Here is an 18,886-nt window from a genome sequence, read left to right as displayed (position 1 = left end):
TGATCGTTCCCACGCTCCGCGTGGGAATGCATCCTGTGACGCTCCGCGTCACGACTTCAAAAGCGGACGCGGAGCTTCCAGGGCGGCGTTCCCACGCCGCGGAATCAAGGATTCTCCAAGTCATGCCCCAACGACTGGATAAACAACGAAAACAGCTCCGGCTGCGACGAGATATCCAGCTTGGCATACAGGTGCCGGCGGTGAACCTTGACCGTATCCGGCGAGATATTCAGCCGTTCGGCCATGGCTTTTGACGAAAACCCGCGCAACACCAATCGCGCTATTTCCAGCTCCCGTTCCGACAACACGCCACAGCCGAAATGACTCAACGCGTCCCGTATCTGGCTGGCCATTTCCGCCGGCGCGGCCACTCGCTGGGTGCTTTGCTGCCAATGCTGCTGCATCAACGGCAACACCCAGGCCGCGAGCATGGTCATCAACCCCGTTTCCTCGCCGGTAAACAACCGCTGCATTCCCAACGACAGCGATAACGTCCCCGCACCCGGCAATTGCAGGATGAATTGCACCTCGTCTTCCAGCACGTTGTCGTGGAAGTAATTGAGGAAGTATTCACTCTGGCGAAAATGATCCGGCGCCACTTCCTCAAGGCGGTACACGCCACTGGCATACCCCTCGCGACACGCCTGGAAAAACGGGTCCAACAGGTACAAGCCATTCAGATAAACCAGCATCGACGCCGGTTTGCTGCTCGGTTGTGCGTCGTATTCTTCCAGCGCTTCGGGCGGGCCATCGGCGGGGTAGAAGATCGCCAGGGCATTGTCGAAGGGCAGGCATTGGTGCAGCAACAGCACCAGTTGCTTCCAGAAACGCCCGGTGCCGATCTGTGCGACGGTACGCCCCAGGCCCGCGTGCATGCCGACTTCCCTGAACAGGCTCATGTGCAGCTCCACGCTAAGGATTCAGGCCGCAAGGGTTCGACTTTTGCCCGGCGGCGTCAAGGGGAGTACTCCAATAGGGGAATTGGCCGATTTACACAGAGTGTTTAAGTTGGCCGTCAGTCAGTGGGGAACATACCCTGCGCCGCTTCACCTTTTCGTTTCTGCCTCAAACCAAGAACAATCAAGAGGATAACGATATGAGTGCTCCTTCCACGCCCGACGGCGTGCTGAAACCCACCCTGAGCGTATTCGATGTAGTGGCCATCACCGTCTCGGCGGTCACCCCGGCCAGTTCAGTGTTCGTGATTGCGCCGTTTGCCATCCAGCAGGCCGGCAGCGGGGTGTTCCTGGCCTTTGTGATGGCCGCCTTGCTCGCGCTGATGTTCGCCTTTTGCTACGCCGAACTCGGGCGTGCCCACAACAGCGCCGGCGGCGAATACGTGTATGCCAAGCGGGTGTTCGGCGGCATGGCCGGCTACGCGACGTTCCTCACGGTACTGGTGATGCTGCTGTTTATCCCGCCGGTACTGGCCACCGGGGCGGCGACTTACCTGAATAACGCCCTCGGCACCCAATTCGATTCGCAAACCGTGGCCCTGGTGATTGTGGTGTGCAGCTACGCCCTGGGCATCCTCAATATCAAGCTGAATGCCTGGATCACCGGCACCTGCCTGCTGCTGGAAGTGGCGGCGTTGCTGGTGATCGTGTTTATCGGCTTCGGCAACCCGGTGCAGCCGGTCAGCGTGCTGTTGCAACCGCAAATCGTCGAGAACGGCGTGCTGCACCTGGCGCCCTGGGCGCTGGTCATCGGCGCGGTGGGCATCGGCCTGTTCTCGTTCAATGGCTACGGTCCCGCCGTATTGCTGGCCGAAGACATGAAGTGCGGCGGCAGGGGCGTGCACAAGGCAGTGTTGTGGTCCCTGGGCCTGGTGGTGGTCATCGAGCTGGTGCCGATCACCGCCTTGCTGATCGGTGCGCCATCCCTCAGCGCGATGATCAGCAGCCCCGACCCGATCGGCTACCTGCTGACCAGCCACGGTAACGAAACCCTGTCGCGGCTGGTCAGCGCCGGGATCTTCCTGTCGGTATTCAACGCCATCGTCGCCATCGTCATCCAGATTGGCCGGGTGGTGTTCAGCAGCGGCCGCGATGCGCTGTGGACACCCACCATCAACAAACTCTTCACCCGGATTCATCCACGCTGGGATTCCCCGTGGTTGGCTACGCTGTTCCTGGCGGTCCCTTCGGCATTGCTCAGCTTCAGCTCCAACCTGGCGGACCTGACGTCTTTCAGCGTGCTGCTGATCATGCTGGTGTACCTGATCGTGGCGTTGAGCGCGTTGATGAGCCGGGTGTTGCTGCGTGACCGCGAGCACCCGTATCGCATGCCGTTGTGGCCGGTGCCGGCCTTGCTGGCGGTGCTGGGCGCCGGCTACCTGTTGGTGACCCTGGCGATTGCCGCCTCGGTTCGCGACATCATGATTATCATCGGCCTGTTGGCACTGTCGGTGATCCTGTATTGCATCAGTGGCCGGTTGAGTCCGGCGTTTCAGAAATTGTAAGGAGTGGTTATGCGTGCACGTCAATTGGGCATCACCTTGGGACTGGGTACGCCCGGTGAGTTGAATGCCATCACCGACGTTCCAGGGGTTCGGGTCGGCCACAGTACGATCAAGACCCGCATCGACGGCAAACAGGTACGTACCGGCGTGACGGCGATCCAGCCCCGGGCCGGTGCCGCGCGGTATCAGCCATGTTTTGCCGGCTACCACGTGCTCAACGGCAATGGCGACGCCACGGGCCTTGAATGGATCAGCGAATCAGGGTTGCTGACCACGCCGCTGGCGATCACCAACACCCACAGCATCGGGATTGTGCGCGACACGCTGATCGCCCTGGAGCGCGAAAGCCTCGAAGACCCCGCCGTGTACTGGTGCATGCCGGTGGTGATGGAAACCTACGACGGCTTGCTGAACGATATCTGGGGCCAGCACGTCGGCCCGGAGCATGTGCGCGAGGCGCTGGCCAACGCCGAATCCGGGCCGGTGGCGGAGGGCGCCGTGGGCGGCGGCACCGGGATGATCTGCCATGAGTTCAAGGGGGGCATCGGTACCGCGTCACGGCGCTTGCCGGCGGAGCAGGGTGGCTGGACCGTCGGTGTGCTGGTGCAGGCCAACCATGGCAAGCGTCAGGAACTGCGCGTGGATGGTTACCCGGTAGGCCGGCAATTGATGGACATCCCGTCACCCTTTGCCGATCGCGGCACACCCGGCATGGGCTCCATCGTGGTGATCATCGCCACCGATGCGCCGTTGCTGCCCCATCAATGCCAGCGCCTGGCACAACGCGCGTCCATCGGGATTGCGCGCACGGGTGGCGGTACCGAGGACTCCAGCGGGGACCTGTTCCTGGCGTTCGCCACCGGCAATCAGGATTTGCCGGTGGCCGACTACGGGCGCAAGGGCTCGCCCCTCAGCACAGCCCTGCAAATGGTCAATAACGACCACATTTCACCGCTGTTCAGCGCGGCGGCGGAGGCCGTGGAAGAGGCGATCATTAATGCCATAGTGGCCGGCGAAGACATGACCACCGACCAGGGTGTGCGGGTGCCCGCGCTGGATGCCCACACGCTCCTGCAGGCATTGCGCCAAACCGGCTGGCGCGGCCAGTAAGTAAACTAAGTCTTGTCCCGGTAATACGGGACAAACACTTAAATAGTGGCTATTCAATACTAACAATGACACGGTGACACTTTCTTAGTGCACCTCAGTCAATACTTTGGATCCATTCGTGGCTAAATGTCTTTAGGAGTATTTAATATTTAAATAGCTGGATTTTAATAACGCGCTATTTACCAGTGTTTGCAGGTTTTGTTCACCGGCCCAACTTTATCCTTGGATAAAAACCGCTGGACGAATGATTTCAGGTTGTGTCAGTTTTCTTTCGCCTTCAAAAGGGGCGAGTGATCGGACTTACTCGCCAGAGTGGGTCCGGTCGGACAAAAACTGTTCCACTTGCAAACAAGGAAGTACGTTTATGTCAAAAGTAAAAGACAAAGCTATTGTGTCGGCGGCTCAAGCAAGTACCGCTTACACCCAGATCGATAGCTTTAGCCATCAATACGACCGCGGTGGCAACCTCACGGTCAATGGCAAACCGTCGTTCACCGTTGACCAGGCCGCCGACCACCTGCTGCGTGAGAACGCCGCGTACCGGGACGTGGATGGCAACGGCAAGATCGATCTCACCTACACCTTCCTGACTTCGGCTTCGAACGCGACCATGAACAAGCATGGGATCACCGGGTTCAGCCAGTTCAACACCCAGCAGAAAGCACAGGCCGTACTGGCCATGCAATCCTGGGCCGATGTGGCCAATGTCACCTTCACCGAGAAAGCCTCGGGCGGTGACTTCCACATGACCTTCGGCAACTACAGCGGCGGCCAGGACGGCGCAGCGGCCTTTGCCTACCTGCCAGGCACCAACGCCAAGTACAACGAAAGCGGCCTTGACGGCACTTCCTGGTACCTGACGAACAACAGCTACACGCCGAACAAGACCCCGGACCTGAACAACTATGGCCGGCAGACCCTGACCCACGAAATCGGCCACACCCTGGGCCTGGACCACCCTGGCGACTACAACGCCGGGACCGGCAACCCTTCGTACAAAGACGCGGACTATGGACAGGACACGCGTGGCTACAGCGTCATGAGTTACTGGAGCGAGAGCAACACCAACCAGAACTTCAGCAAAGGCGGGGTAGAAGCCTACTCGTCCGGCCCGCTGATCGACGACATCGCCGCGATCCAGAAGCTCTACGGCGCCAACTACAACACCCGTGCCGGTGACACCACCTACGGCTTCAACTCCAACACCGGGCGTGATTTCCTCAGCGCCACTTCATCGGCCGACAAGCTGGTGTTCTCGGTGTGGGACGGTGGCGGCAACGACACCCTGGACTTCTCCGGTTTTACCCAGAACCAGAAGATCAACCTCAATGAAACCTCGTTCTCCGACGTTGGCGGCCTGGTGGGCAACGTTTCCATCGCCAAGGGTGTGACCGTGGAGAACGCCATCGGCGGTTCGGGCAACGACCTGCTGATCGGTAACGCAGCCGCCAACGTCCTCAAGGGCGGTGCCGGCAACGACATCATCTTCGGCGGCGGCGGTGCAGACCAGCTGTGGGGCGGCTCAGGCAACGACACCTTCGTGTTCGGCGCCAGCTCCGACTCCAAGCCGGGTGCGGCCGACAAGATCTTCGACTTCACCTCGGGTTCGGACAAGATCGACCTCACCGGCATCACCAAAGGTGCAGGCCTGACCTTCGTCAACGCGTTTACCGGTCATGCCGGCGACGCGGTGCTGTCCTACGCTTCGGGTACCAACCTGGGCACATTGGCCGTGGACTTCTCCGGGCACGGCGTGGCGGATTTCCTCGTCACCACCGTTGGCCAGGCAGCCGTCACCGACATCGTGGCCTGATACACGCGTAAAGGAGGGTGGCGCACACGCGCCGCCCTCTGCCCTTGCATCCACCCCATGAACGGGCGAAGGTGATGACGCTATTTCGCAGTACCGTGGCCTGGAGTTTCCAGGTGTTGCTTATGTCGGCAGGAGCCACAGCAATGGCAAGCAGTCTGGTTTTACCTACTTCCGCGCAGTTGGCCGGGCATTGGGCGCTGCATCAGCAAGAGCAGGTGTGCGCACTGGACTTGATTGAGCAGGCTAACGCGTTAGGGGGCGATGTGGAGTGCGCCGGACAATGGCTGGGGGAAGCCCCCGTTAGTTGGACGCCTACTCCCGATGGTATTTGGCTGATGAATGCCGAAGGCACCGGCATAACCCATTTGAATCGCCAGAAAGAAGGCGAATATGAAGGTCGCGCAAAAAACGGCGCGGTATTGATATTGCAACGTGCACCGTAATAGTTCGTTATAACGATATAACCCGATTTTAATGTTTGCCCGCCCCTTATTGGGGCGCTCGGTAAACTATTGCGCGTCATTCGGCTCAGGGAAGATCAGGCAACATGGCGAAGACCACTCCCGTTGCACCACTGTTCAAGGCACTCGGCGACTACAAAAGTATTCTGATCAGTATTGGCTGTTTCACGGCATTGATTAACGTATTGATGTTGGTGCCGTCGATTTATATGTTGCAAGTCTACGACCGCGTGCTGTCTTCACAGAACGAAACCACCCTGGTGATGTTGACGCTGATGGTGGTGGGGTTCTTCGCCTTTATCGGTGTGCTGGAGGTGATCCGCAGCTTTATCGTGATTCGCATCGGCAGCCAACTGGAGCGGCGTTTCAACCTGCGGGTCTACAAGGCCGCTTTCGAGCGCAACCTGCAACGGGGCGAAGGCCATGGCGGGCAATCCCTGGGGGACCTGACCCACATCCGCCAATTCATCACCGGGCCTGCGCTGTTCGCGTTTTTCGACGCGCCGTGGTTTCCGATCTATCTGTTCGTGATTTTCCTGTTCAACGTGTGGCTGGGTGTCTTGGCCAGTGCCGGTGCCGTGCTGCTGATTGCCCTGGCGTGCCTTAACGAATACCTGACCAAAAAGCCTCTGGGTGAAGCCAGCGGTTATTCCCAGCAATCCACCCAGTTGGCCACCAGCCACCTGCACAACGCCGAAACCATCCAGGCCATGGGCATGCTCGGTGCATTGCGCAAGCGCTGGTTCAAGGTGCATTCGCAGTTCCTGGGCCTGCAGAACAAGGCCAGCGACACCGGCTCGATCATCAGTTCCCTGAGTAAATCCCTGCGCCTGTGCCTGCAATCGTTGGTGCTGGGCCTGGGTGCGCTCCTGGTGATCAAGGGCGACATGACCGCCGGGATGATGATCGCAGGCTCCATTTTGATGGGTCGGGTGTTGAGCCCCATCGACCAGTTGATCGCCGTGTGGAAGCAATGGAGTTCGGCCAAGCTGGCCTACCAGCGCCTGGACAACCTGATGCGCGAGTTTCCGCCCCAGGGCGAGCAGATGGCCTTGCCGGCGCCCAAGGGCAATGTGAGCTTCGAGCAAGTCAGCGCAGGCCCGCCGGGGCGACGCGTGCCAACCTTGCATCAAGTCAGCTTCAACCTGACTGCGGGCGAAGTGCTCGGCGTGCTGGGTGCTTCCGGCTCCGGCAAGTCGACGCTGGCCCGCGTGCTGGTGGGCGTATGGCCAACCCTGGCGGGCACCGTGCGCCTGGACGGAGCCGACATTCATCGCTGGGACCGCGACGACCTCGGGCCGCATATCGGTTATCTGCCCCAGGACATCGAACTGTTCAGCGGCAGCATCGCCGACAACATCGCGCGCTTTCGCGAAGCCGACCCGGATTTGGTGGTGCAGGCCGCCCAACAGGCAGGCGTGCACGAATTGATCCTGCGCTTGCCCCACGGCTACGACACCGTGCTCGGCGACGAGGGCAGCGGCCTGTCCGGTGGGCAGAAACAACGGGTCGCCCTGGCCCGCGCGCTGTACGGCGGGCCACGCCTGATCGTGCTCGACGAGCCCAACTCCAACCTCGACACCGTGGGTGAATCCGCCCTGGCCAGCGCGATCATGCAGATGAAAGCCCAGGGCAGCACGGTGGTGCTGGTGACTCACCGTTCCTCGGCGTTGGCCCAGGCCGACAAGCTGCTGGTGCTGAACGAAGGTCGTTTGCAGGCATTTGGTCCGAGCCAGGACGTGCTGCGCGCACTGTCCGGCCAGCAGGAAGCACCACGAGAAAAGGCCGGGGTCAGCCTCAGCCGTCAGTATCAAGCCGGAAGGAATCCAGGCGCATGAGCAGCGACAGCAGCATTCAAATCAACCGCGATTACGAACAGACCCATCCCGAGCACGACGCGCGTTTCTTCGCCCGCATGGGCTGGCTGCTGACGGTGGTCGGCGCCGGCGGGTTTTTCCTCTGGGCCAGTCTGGCGCCGCTGGACCAGGGGATCCCGGTACAAGGCACGGTGGTGGTTTCGGGCAAGCGCAAGGCGGTACAAACCCTGAGCCCCGGCGTGGTCAGCCGGATCCTGGTGCGTGAGGGCGAGGCGGTGAAGCAGGGCCAGCCGCTGTTCCGTCTCGACCAGACGCAGAACCAGGCCGACGTGCACTCCCTGCAAGCCCAGTACCGCATGGCCTGGGCCAGCGTGGCACGGTGGCAGAGCGAGCGGGATAACCAGTCGACGATCACCTTTCCGGCGCAATTGAGCGGCAACCCGGACCAAGCCCTGGCACTGGTCCTCGAAGGCCAGCGTCAACTGTTCAGCAGCCGCCGCGAAGCCTTTGCCCGGGAACAGGCCGGAATTCGCGCCAGTATCGAAGGCGCTACGGCGCAACTGAACGGCATGCGCCGCGCCCGCAGTGACCTGACCGCCCAGGCGCAATCCCTGCGAGACCAGTTGAACAACCTGCAACCCCTGGCCGACAACGGCTACATCCCGCGCAACCGGCTGATGGAGTACCAGCGGCAACTGTCCCAGGTGCAACAGGACCTGGCGCAGAACACCGGCGAAAGCGGGCGGGTGGAGCAGGGCATCCTCGAATCGCGCCTCAAGTTGCAGCAGCACAGCGAGGAGTACCAGAAGGAAGTCCGCAGCCAACTGGCCGACGCGCAGCTGCGCAGCCTGACCCTGGAACAACAACTGACCTCCGCCGGTTTCGACCTGCAGCACAGCGAGATCAACGCGCCCGCCGATGGCATCGCGGTCAACCTGGGCGTGCACACCGAAGGCGCCGTGGTGCGTGCCGGTGAAACCCTGCTGGAAATCGTGCCCCAGGACACCCGCCTGGAAGTCGAAGGGCGCCTGCCAGTGCACCTGGTGGACAAGGTCGGTGCGCACTTGCCGGTGGACATTCTCTTCACCGCCTTCAATCAGAGCCGCACGCCGCGGGTGCCGGGGGAGGTGAGCCTGATCTCCGCCGACCAGATGCTCGACGAAAAAACCGGCATGCCTTACTACGTGCTGCGCACCACCGTCAGCAGCAGCGCCCTGGAGAAACTCCATGGCCTGGTGATCAAGCCGGGGATGCCCGCCGAGATGTTCATCCGCACCGGCGAGCGCTCCTTGCTCAATTACCTGTTCAAGCCGCTGCTGGACCGCGCCGGCTCGGCATTGACCGAGGAATGAGCATGAAGCCGATGTTCATCGCCTTGCTGCTCGCCTGCGGCAGCGCCCAGGCCGCCATGGGCCCGTTCGATGTCTACGAACAGGCCCTGCGCAACGACCCGGTATTCCTCGGCGCCATCAAGGAACGCGATGCCGGCCTGGAAAACCGCACAATCGGCCGCGCCGGCCTGCTGCCCAAGCTCTCGTACAACTACAACAAGGGCCGCAACAACTCCCAGGCCACCTTGCCCGACGGGCGCGGCGGCAATTATCACGATGACCGCAACTACAACAGCTATGGTTCCACGTTCACCCTGCAACAGCCGCTGTTCGACTACGAAGCCTATGCCAACTACCGCAAGGGCGTGGCCCAGGCACTGTTTGCCGACGAGAGCTTCCGCGACAAGAGCCAGGCGCTGCTGGTGCGGGTGCTGACCTATTACACCCAGGCGTTGTTTGCCCAGGACCAGATCGACATTGCCCGCGCCAAGAAAAAGGCCTACGAGCAGCAGTTCCAGCAGAACCAGCATCTGTTCCAGCAGGGCGAGGGCACCCGCACCGACATCCTGGAAGCCGAGTCGCGCTATGAGCTGGCGACTGCCGAAGAGATCCAGGCGCTGGATGAACAGGACGCCTCGCTGCGCGAACTCGGGGCGCTGATTGGCGTGCAGAGCGTCAACATCAACGACCTGGCGCCGCTGAACCCGGGGTTTGCCGCCTTCACCCTGACCCCGGCCAATTACGACACCTGGCACGAACTGGCGCTGACCAACAACCCCAACCTGGCCTCGCAACGCCAGTCCGTGGAAGTGGCGCGTTATGAAGTGGAGCGCAACCGTTCGGGGCACCTGCCACGCATCACGGCGTATGCCAGCTCGCGCCAGCAGGAATCCGACAGCGGCAACACCTACAACCAGCGCTACGACACCAACACCATCGGCATCGAAGTCAGCATGCCGTTGTATGCCGGTGGCGGCGTCTCGGCTTCCACCCGCCAGGCCAGCCGCGCCATGGAGCAGGCCGAGTACGAACTGGAAGGCAAGACCCGTGAAACCCTGATCGAACTGCGGCGCCAGTTCAGTGCTTGCCTGTCGGGCGTCAGCAAGTTGCGGGCGTATCAAAAGGCGCTGACCTCGGCCGAAGCGCTGGTGGTCTCGACCAAGCAAAGCATCCTCGGCGGCGAGCGGGTCAACCTCGATGCGCTGAACGCCGAGCAGCAGCTGTACAGCACCCGTCGCGACCTGGCCCAGGCACGGTACGACTACCTGATGGCCTGGACCAAATTGCATTACTACGCGGGCAACTTGCGTGACACCGACCTGGCCAAGGTGGATGAGGCGTTTGGTCCTGAGAGCCGCTGATGCCTGGACGAGTAGCACTTGGTGCAAGGGAGCTTTGGTGGCGAGGGCGCTTGTTTTGGCAAGGGAGCTTTCTGTGGCAAGGGAGTTTTCTGTGGCAAGGGCGCTTGTTGTGGCGAGGGAGCTTGCTCCCGCTGGGCTGCGTAGCGGCCCCAAGATCTTGGGAGCGCTGCGCACTCCAGCGGGAGCAAGCTCCCTCGCCACAGGTATTTCAACAATAAGAAAAGGGACTGTTCATGATCATTGGTTCACCTCGCTTCAAACCCTTCACCGCAGGCTCCTTGCTGCTGCTGTCAGTGGCGGCCCACGGGCAGTACATCGAAGCCGGAAAAGTCGGCGACCCCGGCAGTTGGCGCACCGCCGAGTTCCAGAGCGACTGGGGCCTGGACCGGATGAAAGCCAACGAGGCCTATGCGAGCGGCATCACCGGCAGTGGCGTGAAGATCGGCGCCCTGGACTCGGGTTTCGACCCCAACCATCCCGAAGCCTCAAAAGACCGCTATCACGCGGTCACCGCCAGTGGCACCTATGTCGATGGCAGTCCCTTCACGACCACCGGCGCGCTCAACCCAAACAATGACTCCCACGGCACCCACGTCACCGGCACCATGGGCGCGGCCCGCGATGGCGTGGGCATGCACGGCGTGGCGTACAACGCGCAGATCTACGTCGGCAACACCAACGCCAGCGACAGCTTCCTGTTCGGCCCCACGCCAGACCCCAAGTACTTCAAGGCGGTGTACAGCGCGCTGGTGGATGCCGGCGTGCGCGCGATCAATAACAGTTGGGGCAGCCAACCCAAGGATGTCAGCTACCAGACCATTGGCGACCTGCACGCTGCCTATGCCCAGCACTACAACCAGAACACCTGGCTGGATGCCGCTGCGGAGGTGGCCAAGGCCGGGGTGATCAACGTGTTCAGTGCTGGCAACAGCGGCTACGCCAACGCCAGCGTGCGTTCGGCCTTGCCTTATTTCCAGCCGGAGCTGGAAGGCCACTGGCTGGCGGTATCGGGCCTGGACAAGGCGAACAACCAGAAATACAACCAGTGCGGCATCGCCAAGTACTGGTGCATTTCCACCCCCGGGGCGTTGATCAACAGCACCATTCCCGATGGCGGTTATGGGGTGAAATCCGGCACCTCGATGTCGGCGCCCCATGCCACCGGCGCACTGGCGCTGGTGATGGAACGCTATCCATACCTGAACAACGAACAGGCCTTGCAGGTGCTGTTGACCACGGCCACCCAGCTCAATGGCGCGGTCACCGATGCACCGACCACTCAGGTCGGCTGGGGCGTGCCGGACCTTGGCCGAGCAATGCACGGGCCCGGGCAATTGCTCGGGCCGATGAATGTCACGTTGGCGGCCGGGCAGGGCGATGTGTGGAGCAATGCGATCTCCGACAAGGCGCTGATCCAGCGCCAGGCCGAAGACAGCGCCGAAACCCTGGCCTGGCAGCAAACCCTGCGCGATAAGGGCTGGGAGAACGGCGTGGGCGCCGGCGCGAGTCAGCAGGACCAGACGGACTATGCCGTTGGCACTGCCCGTGCGGCAGCCGCGGCCCAGCGTATCTACGAAGGCAGCCTGACCAAATCCGGTGCGGGCAGCCTGATCCTGGCGGGCGACAACACCTACCGTGGCCCGACCACCGTGAATGGCGGCCGGTTGGCGGTGAATGGCTCGCTGACGTCCGCGGTGACGGTCAATGACAGCGGCACGTTGGGCGGCTCCGGTCGCATCGCGGCGTTACAGGTCAATAGCGGCGGCACCGTGGCGCCGGGCAATTCCGTGGGCACCTTGCAGGTGGCCGGGGATGTAAACCTCGCCGCCGGCTCCACCTATGCGGTCGAACTCACCCCCACCACCAGCGACCGGATTGTCGCCACGGGCAAGGCAATCCTCGGCGGCGGCACCGTGACCCTGGCCCTGGAAAACAGCCCGACCCTGCTCAGCCTGCAACAGGCGGAAAGCCTGGTGGGGCGCCAGTACAACATCCTCCAGGCGGCTGGGGGGATCCAGGGCCAGTTCGGTGCGGTGTTGCCCAACTACCTGTTCCTCGGCGGTACCCTCGACTATGCCGCCAACGGTGTGCAACTGGGCATTGCCCGCAGTGATGCGAGTTTCGCCAGTGTCGGTGCCACTCGTAACCAGCGTTCGGTGGCGGCGGCCGCCGAGCAGTTGGGCGCCGGTAATCCGGTGTACGAAAGCATCCTGCGGTCAGACTCGGCAGCCACGGCGCAGTCGGGTTTCCAGCAGCTGTCGGGAGAAATCTACCCGGCCATCGGCACAATGCTGATCAATGACAGCCGCCAGGTACGCGATGCCGTGGGCGAGCGCCTGCGCCATACGCCGGTTACCGGTGAGAGCAACGTGTGGGTCAAGGCGCTCGGCAGTTGGGGCAAGACCGACAGCCGCAGCGACACGGCAGGCTACACCAGCTCACTGGGCGGCATGCTGGCCGGTGTCGACGGCGCGCTGGACGAGCAGACCCGTGCCGGTCTCGTGGCCGGTTACAGCGACAGCTCGCTGAACATGGGCAGCGGCACGCATTCATCGGCGTCCATCGACAGCTACCACCTCGGCGCCTACGCCGGGCATGAGCTGGGCAATTGGCGCTTGAGCGTCGGCGGTGCCTACAGCTGGCATCGCGGCGACGTGAAACGCGACTTGCAGTACGGCGAAGTCAGCGGCAAGCAGAAGACCAAGCTGGATGCGCGCAGCGCCCAGGTATTTACCGAAGCGGCCTACCGTTTGAACGTGTCCTCGGTGGCGCTGGAGCCGTTCGCCAATCTGGCTTACGTGCATCTGGACAACGAACGCTTTCACGAGAAAGGCGACGCCGCCGCGCTGGAGCGTGGCAGTGACAGCCGCGATGCGGTGCTGAGCACCCTGGGCCTGCGGGCGGCAAAAACCTTCCCCCTCAATGACCGCCAGCAACTGGACGTTTCCGGCTCGCTGGGCTGGCAGCACAGCCTGAGTGCCGTTGAATCCGAAGAGCACCTGGCGTTTGTCGCCGGAGGGCCGTCGTTTGCGGTGCAAAGCTCGCCGTTGATGCGCGACGCGGCATTGGTGGGCGTGCAGGCGAGCCTGGCGTTGAGCAAAAGCACACGGGTCAACCTCGACTACACCGGCCAATTGGCTGGCCGGGAAAAAATCCAGGGCGTGGGGTTGAGCCTGAACTGGCAGTTCTGAGCAAGATCCTGAGGCCGAAAGAGGTCAACTGTGGGAGCGGGCTTGCTCGCGAATGCGGTGTGTCAGTCGACGCACCTGTAACTGAGCCACCACATTCGCGAGCAAGCCCGCTCCCATATGGGGTCGGCGACGCTTGGGAGAAACGTGATTTATACAAGTGCAATAAAAACTAAGGAAGGTCACCGTGAAAAAAACAAAACGAGGGTTTCAATCCGCCATCCCAACAGGCCCGGGCTACCCGCTCAAGGCCCTGAACTGCGTGCCATACGGCGCGTTGCTGTGTTGCCTGGCCAGCCTGGGTACCGCCCAGGCCGCACCCTACGTGGAAACCGGAAAACTGGGAGATGCTGCCAGTTGGCGCAGTAATGAATTCAAGGCCGACTGGGGCCTGGGCGCCGTGCATGCAGACGCCGCCTACGCCGCCGGCTACACCGGCAAGGGCGTGAAGCTGGGGATCTTCGACCAGCCGGTGTATGCCCAGCATCCGGAATTCGCCAGCCCCGGCAAAGTGGTCACGATCGTGACCGAAGGCATTCGCCAATACACCGACCCGTACATCCCGGTGAAGGCCGGGGATGCGTTTCGCTACGACGGCACGCCTTCCCTGGGTTCCAACGGCAAGCTCGGCAATCACGGCACGCACGTAGGCGGCATCGCCGCGGGTAACCGCGACGGCGGGCCAATGCACGGCGTGGCGTTCGATGCGCAGATCATCAGCGCCGAAAACGGTGACCCGGGCCCCGAAGACGGGATCATCCTGGGCAACGACGGTGCGGTCTACAAAGCCGGCTGGGATGCCTTGGTGGCCAGCGGCGCGCGCATTATCAACAACAGCTGGGGCATCGGCATTGGTGACCAGTACGCCAAGGGCGGCCGAGATCCGGCATTCCCCAACTTCACGGTCAATGAAGCCCAGGCGCAGTTCAATAACATTCGGCCGATCCTTGGGACGATCGCAGGTGGCGCTTATCAGGGCGCCATTGATGCGGCCCGCAGCGGCGTGCTGACGATCTTTGCCGCCGGAAACGATTACAACCGCAACAACCCGGATGCGATCTCGGGCCTGGCGTACTTCGTGCCGGAGATTGCACCCAACTGGCTGTCGGTGGCGGCCTTGCAACAGAATCCCGACACCGCCAGTTCCGATCCTTACGTGATCAGTACGTTTTCCTCGCGCTGCGGGTATGCCGCCAGCTTCTGCGTCGCGGCCCCCGGCACCAAGATCTACAGTTCGGTGATCAACGGCACCTCCCTGGAAAACCTGACCACCGACTACGCCAATTTCAACGGCACCTCCATGGCCGCGCCGCATGTGGCCGGCAGTGCAGCGGTGTTGATGGAGCGCTTCCCGTACATGAGCGGCGACCAGATCTCCACGCTGCTGAAAACCACCGCGACCGACCTCGGCGCACCGGGCATCGACTCGCTGTACGGTTGGGGCATGATCAACCTGGGCAAGGCCATCAACGGCCCGGGGATGTTTGTGACGGCTGAGGATATCCCGGCGGAGTTTCGTATCGATGGCGCCTACGGCTCCGGCCAGTTTGTCGCGGACCTGCCAGGGATTGGCGCCGTGGTGGATGCCGGCAAACCGACCCAGCGCACGTGCACCGATGTGCATTGCGGGCTGGATGTGTGGAGCAACGATATCTCCGGGCATGGCGGCCTGACCAAGCAGGGCATTGGCGCGCTGGTACTGACCGGCACCAACACCTACAGCGGCCCGACCCTGGTCAACCAAGGGTTGCTGGCGATCAATGGCTCGATCACCTCCGACGTTACCGTCAGCAGCAGCGGGGTAGTGGGTGGTTCCGGGCGCATTGGCTCGCTCACGGCGAACAGCGGCGGTACCGTGGCGCCGGGCAATTCCATCGGCACCCTGAACGTGGCCGGGGATGTGAGCTTCGCGGCGGGCTCCACCTATGCGGTGGAGTTGTCGGCCACCAACAGTGATCGCATCGTCGCCGGTGGCAAGGCCACCCTCAGCGGCGGCACGGTGACCCTGGCCCTGGAAAACAGCCCGACGCTGCTGACCCAGACCCAGGCCGAAAGCCTGATCGGTCGCCAGTACAACATCCTGCAGGCTGCGGGCGGGATTACCGGCAGCTTCGGTTCGGTGCTGCCCAACTATCTGTTTATCGGCGGTACCCTGAACTACGCCGCCAACGGCGTGCAGCTGGATGTGGGGCGCAATGCCAACACCTTTGCCAGTGTGGCCGCCACCCCGAACCAACGTTCGGTGGCCGCTGCTGCCGAGCAGTTGGGCGCGGGCAACGCCGTGTACGAAAGCCTGTTGCTGGCGCCGAATGCGGCCTCGGCCCAGGGTGCATTCCAGCAGCTGTCCGGGGAGATCTACCCGGCGCTGGAAACCGCGTTGGTGAATGACAACCGCTACCTGCGCGAAGCCGTGGGCGAGCGTTTGCAGCAAGGGGCAATGGGCGCATCGAGCCAGACCGTCGATAGCCGTGGCAACGTCTGGGTCAAGGCGTTGGGCGCCTGGGGCAAGACCAACAGCGGCAGCGATACGGCGGGCTACACCACCTCCATCGGCGGCATGCTGGCGGGTGTGGACGGCGCGCTGGATGAAGACACCCGTGTAGGCCTGGTGGCGGGGTACAGCGATACATCGCTGAACATGGGCAGCGACACCCATTCCCGGGCATCGGTGGACAGCTATCACCTGGGTGCGTATGCCGGGCATGAAATCGGTGCCTTGCGCTTGAGCGGTGGTGCGACCTACAGCTGGCACCGCGCCGATGTGAAGCGCGAGCTGCAATACGGTGAAGTCGCCGGCAAGCAGAAAGCCAAGGTGGATGCCCGCAGTACCCAGGTGTTTACCGAAGCGGCGTATCGCCTGAACCTGCAACCCCTGGCCCTGGAACCGTTCGCCAACCTGGCGTACGTGCATCTGGATGCCGATGGGTTTACCGAGAAGGGTGATGCGGCGGCCTTGAAGGGCCGGGATGACAGCCGCGATGTGGTGTTGAGTACCCTGGGTGCTCGAGCGCTGAAAACCTTGAATATCAATGACCATCAGCAACTGGAGCTTTCCGGCACCCTGGGTTGGCAGCACAACCTGAGCAGCGTCGATTCCGAGCGGCACCTGGCGTTTGCCTCGGGCGGCCCTTCGTTCACTGTGGAGAGTTCGTCGATGGTGCGTGATGCGGCATTGGTGGGGGCGCGGGTCAGCCTGGCGTTGAGCAAGGAGGCGAAGGTGAATCTGGATTACAACGGCCTGCTGGCCAGCAAGGAGAAAGTCCATGGGGTGGGTTTGAGCCTGGACTGGGCTTTCTAAACACTGCGGTTCGAAATGTGGGAGCGGGCTTGCTCGCGAAAGCGGTGGATCAGTCAACCCACCCACCGACTGGCACACCGCCTTCGCGAGCAAGCCCGCTCCCACATTGATCCGGTTCCAATCGTCCATTTGTGCAGATTCGGCTTTCTCGACAATTCCAACAAAAGAGAGGCAATACCATGGGTGTTTTCGACTATAAAAACCTCGGCACCGAGGGCTCCAAAGCGTTGTTCGCCGATGCCATGGCGATCACGCTGTACTCCTATCACAATCTGGACAACGGCTTTGCCGTGGGTTACCAGCACAACGGTTTTGGCCTGGGGCTGCCCGCCACTCTGGTGGGGGCGCTGCTGGGCAGCACCGATTCACAGGGGGTTATTCCAGGGATTCCCTGGAACCCGGATTCGGAAAAAGCCGCCCTCGAGGCGGTCAACAAGGCCGGCTGGACGCCCATCAGCGCCAGTACCCTGGGCTACGGCGGCAAGGTGGACGCCCGGGGCACGTTCTTCGGTGAAAAGCCCGGCTACACCACCGCGCAGGTGGAAGTGCTGGGCAAGTACGATGGCGACGGCAAGCTGCTGGAAATCGGCATTGGTTTTCGCGGGACTTCGGGGCCTCGGGAAACCTTGATCAGCGACTCCATCGGCGATCTGGTCAGTGACCTGCTGGCGGCGCTGGGGCCCAAGGACTACGCGAAAAACTACGCCGGCGAAGCCTTTGGCACCTTGCTCAAGGATGTCGCGGCGTATGCCGGCAGTCATGGCCTGACGGGCAAGGACGTGGTGGTCAGCGGTCATAGCCTGGGTGGCCTGGCGGTCAACAGCATGGCCGATCTGAGCGGCAATAAATGGTCGGGGTTCTACAAGGACTCCAACTATGTGGCTTATGCCTCGCCAACCCAGAGTGCCGGCGACAAGGTGCTGAACATCGGTTATGAAAACGACCCGGTGTTTCGCGCGCTGGACGGCTCGTCGTTCAACTTCTCCTCACTGGGCGTGCACGACAAGCCCCATGAGTCGACCACGGACAATATCGTCAGCTTCAACGATCACTACGCGTCGACGCTGTGGAATGTCCTGCCGTTTTCCATCGTCAATGTTCCCACCTGGCTTTCTCATTTGCCCACCGGGTATGGGGATGGCATGACGCGGGTCCTGGACTCGCAGTTCTACGACCTGACCAGCCGGGACTCGACGATTATCGTGGCCAACCTGTCGGACCCGGCCCGGGCCAATACCTGGGTGCAGGACCTCAACCGCAATGCCGAGCCGCACAAGGGCAACACGTTCATCATCGGCAGTGATGGCGATGACTTGATCCAGGGTGGCAAGGGCGTGGATTTCATCGAGGGCGGCAAGGGCAATGACACTATTCGCGACAACAGCGGGCATAACACCTTTCTGTTCGGCGGGCAGTTTGGGCAGGACCGGGTGATTGGTTATCAGCCGACCGACAAGCTGGTGTTCCGGGACGTGGAGGGCAGTGCGGACTGGCGTGACCACGCCAAGGTGGTGGGGGGCGATACCGTGCTGAGTTTTGGCGCGGACTCGGTGACGCTGGTTGGCGTTGGGCTCGCCGGGGTTTGGGGCGATGGGGTTTCCATCGGCTAAGTAGCGCCACGGATTCATCGTTCCCACGCTCTGCGTGGGAACGCCGCCCCGGACGCTCTGCGTCCAACTGCCAACCCACGGTTCACGTCTTGCGCAGTGGTGACGCGGAGCGTCACGGGATGCATTCCCACGTAGAACGTGGGAACGATCATGGCAAAGAAAAGTGGGAGCCGACGGGCTCCCACTTTTTATTTCTCCTTCATCACGGTCGCGACGTCATCGGCCTTGACGCGAATATGCTTGCCGGCGATATCGGTGAATTCGTAGAAGCCATCGGCGGTTTTCGCGTTGGGCACGTCCTTGGTCAGGTATTGAGTGCCGTTCTGCAACGTCACCACCGTCTGCGTGGAGCAACCGGCCAATACCAGCAACGTCAACATACCCACCGCCAGACCCAAATTCTTCATGCTCATAACCCTTACCCTGATCCTTCGAA

Annotated in this window: 12 protein-coding genes; 10 read left to right on the top strand and 2 right to left on the bottom strand. The window is 62.1% G+C overall.

The window, feature by feature from the left end; translation table 11 throughout:
• Positions 1–104 precede the first annotated feature (104 nt).
• Positions 105–899, bottom strand: coding sequence for a helix-turn-helix transcriptional regulator (locus A462_RS21105; RefSeq protein WP_008433783.1), 795 nt, complete (start codon positions 897–899; stop codon positions 105–107).
• 197 nt (positions 900–1,096) lie between these two features.
• On the opposite strand from A462_RS21105, the gene A462_RS21110 reads away from it, so the two are divergent.
• The 10 genes from A462_RS21110 (at position 1,097) to A462_RS21155 (ending at position 18,450) form a co-directional block, all read left to right on the top strand.
• Complete coding sequence (locus tag A462_RS21110; RefSeq protein WP_003217116.1) at positions 1,097–2,461, top strand: APC family permease; 1,365 nt, start codon at positions 1,097–1,099, stop codon at positions 2,459–2,461.
• Positions 2,462–2,470: 9 nt separating this feature from the next.
• Positions 2,471–3,571, top strand: coding sequence for a DmpA family aminopeptidase (locus A462_RS21115; RefSeq protein WP_003217115.1), 1,101 nt, complete (start codon positions 2,471–2,473; stop codon positions 3,569–3,571).
• Positions 3,572–3,935: 364 nt separating this feature from the next.
• Positions 3,936–5,384: a serralysin family metalloprotease gene (locus A462_RS21120; RefSeq protein WP_008433780.1), complete on the top strand. Its 1,449-nt coding sequence runs from the start codon at positions 3,936–3,938 to the stop codon at positions 5,382–5,384.
• 74 nt (positions 5,385–5,458) lie between these two features.
• On the top strand, positions 5,459–5,827 hold the full coding sequence (locus A462_RS21125; RefSeq protein ID WP_050550305.1) for an AprI/Inh family metalloprotease inhibitor: 369 nt from the start codon (positions 5,459–5,461) through the stop codon (positions 5,825–5,827).
• 104 nt (positions 5,828–5,931) lie between these two features.
• Positions 5,932–7,683, top strand: a complete 1,752-nt coding sequence (locus tag A462_RS21130) for a type I secretion system permease/ATPase (RefSeq protein WP_008433777.1) — start codon at positions 5,932–5,934, stop codon at positions 7,681–7,683.
• On the top strand, positions 7,680–9,014 hold the full coding sequence (locus A462_RS21135; protein ID WP_008433775.1) for an HlyD family type I secretion periplasmic adaptor subunit: 1,335 nt from the start codon (positions 7,680–7,682) through the stop codon (positions 9,012–9,014). Before A462_RS21130 ends, A462_RS21135 begins: the two co-directional genes overlap by 4 nt.
• A gap of 2 nt (positions 9,015–9,016) precedes the next feature.
• Positions 9,017–10,354 (top strand): TolC family outer membrane protein, encoded by a 1,338-nt coding sequence (locus A462_RS21140; protein ID WP_003217106.1) that lies wholly within the window; start codon positions 9,017–9,019, stop codon positions 10,352–10,354.
• A gap of 233 nt (positions 10,355–10,587) precedes the next feature.
• Positions 10,588–13,545, top strand: a complete 2,958-nt coding sequence (eprS, locus tag A462_RS21145; protein WP_008433773.1) for an autotransporter serine peptidase EprS — start codon at positions 10,588–10,590, stop codon at positions 13,543–13,545.
• A 184-nt stretch (positions 13,546–13,729) separates the two neighbouring features.
• Entirely contained in the window at positions 13,730–16,840 is a 3,111-nt protein-coding gene (locus A462_RS21150; RefSeq protein ID WP_008433772.1) for an autotransporter domain-containing protein, read from the top strand.
• Between the two features lie 179 nt (positions 16,841–17,019).
• Positions 17,020–18,450, top strand: a complete 1,431-nt coding sequence (locus A462_RS21155; protein ID WP_008433771.1) for a polyurethane esterase — start codon at positions 17,020–17,022, stop codon at positions 18,448–18,450.
• A 188-nt stretch (positions 18,451–18,638) separates the two neighbouring features.
• Here A462_RS21155 and A462_RS21160 read toward each other — a convergent pair whose 3' ends face one another.
• Positions 18,639–18,863: a YgdI/YgdR family lipoprotein gene (locus A462_RS21160; protein WP_003217100.1), complete on the bottom strand. Its 225-nt coding sequence runs from the start codon at positions 18,861–18,863 to the stop codon at positions 18,639–18,641.
• Between the last annotated feature and the right edge of the window lie 23 nt (positions 18,864–18,886).

The sequence above is a fragment of the Pseudomonas sp. Ag1 genome (assembly GCF_000278565.1).
In the GTDB taxonomy this organism is placed as follows: domain Bacteria; phylum Pseudomonadota; class Gammaproteobacteria; order Pseudomonadales; family Pseudomonadaceae; genus Aquipseudomonas.
Note: the sequence above shows the minus strand (reverse complement) of the source record. Positions and strands in the feature narration are given on the sequence as shown.

Excerpts from the sequence above, each read along its gene's own strand:
- A462_RS21105 (WP_008433783.1), bottom strand. The coding sequence starts at position 899 with ATGAGCCTGTTCAGGGAAGTCGGCATGCACGCGGGCCTGGGGCGTACC.
- A462_RS21110 (WP_003217116.1), top strand. The coding sequence starts at position 1,097 with ATGAGTGCTCCTTCCACGCCCGACGGCGTGCTGAAACCCACCCTGAGC.
- A462_RS21115 (WP_003217115.1), top strand. The coding sequence starts at position 2,471 with ATGCGTGCACGTCAATTGGGCATCACCTTGGGACTGGGTACGCCCGGT.
- A462_RS21120 (WP_008433780.1), top strand. The coding sequence starts at position 3,936 with ATGTCAAAAGTAAAAGACAAAGCTATTGTGTCGGCGGCTCAAGCAAGT.
- A462_RS21125 (WP_050550305.1), top strand. The coding sequence starts at position 5,459 with ATGACGCTATTTCGCAGTACCGTGGCCTGGAGTTTCCAGGTGTTGCTT.
- A462_RS21130 (WP_008433777.1), top strand. The coding sequence starts at position 5,932 with ATGGCGAAGACCACTCCCGTTGCACCACTGTTCAAGGCACTCGGCGAC.
- A462_RS21135 (WP_008433775.1), top strand. The coding sequence starts at position 7,680 with ATGAGCAGCGACAGCAGCATTCAAATCAACCGCGATTACGAACAGACC.
- A462_RS21140 (WP_003217106.1), top strand. The coding sequence starts at position 9,017 with ATGAAGCCGATGTTCATCGCCTTGCTGCTCGCCTGCGGCAGCGCCCAG.
- eprS (WP_008433773.1), top strand. The coding sequence starts at position 10,588 with ATGATCATTGGTTCACCTCGCTTCAAACCCTTCACCGCAGGCTCCTTG.
- A462_RS21155 (WP_008433771.1), top strand. The coding sequence starts at position 17,020 with ATGGGTGTTTTCGACTATAAAAACCTCGGCACCGAGGGCTCCAAAGCG.
- A462_RS21160 (WP_003217100.1), bottom strand. The coding sequence starts at position 18,863 with ATGAGCATGAAGAATTTGGGTCTGGCGGTGGGTATGTTGACGTTGCTG.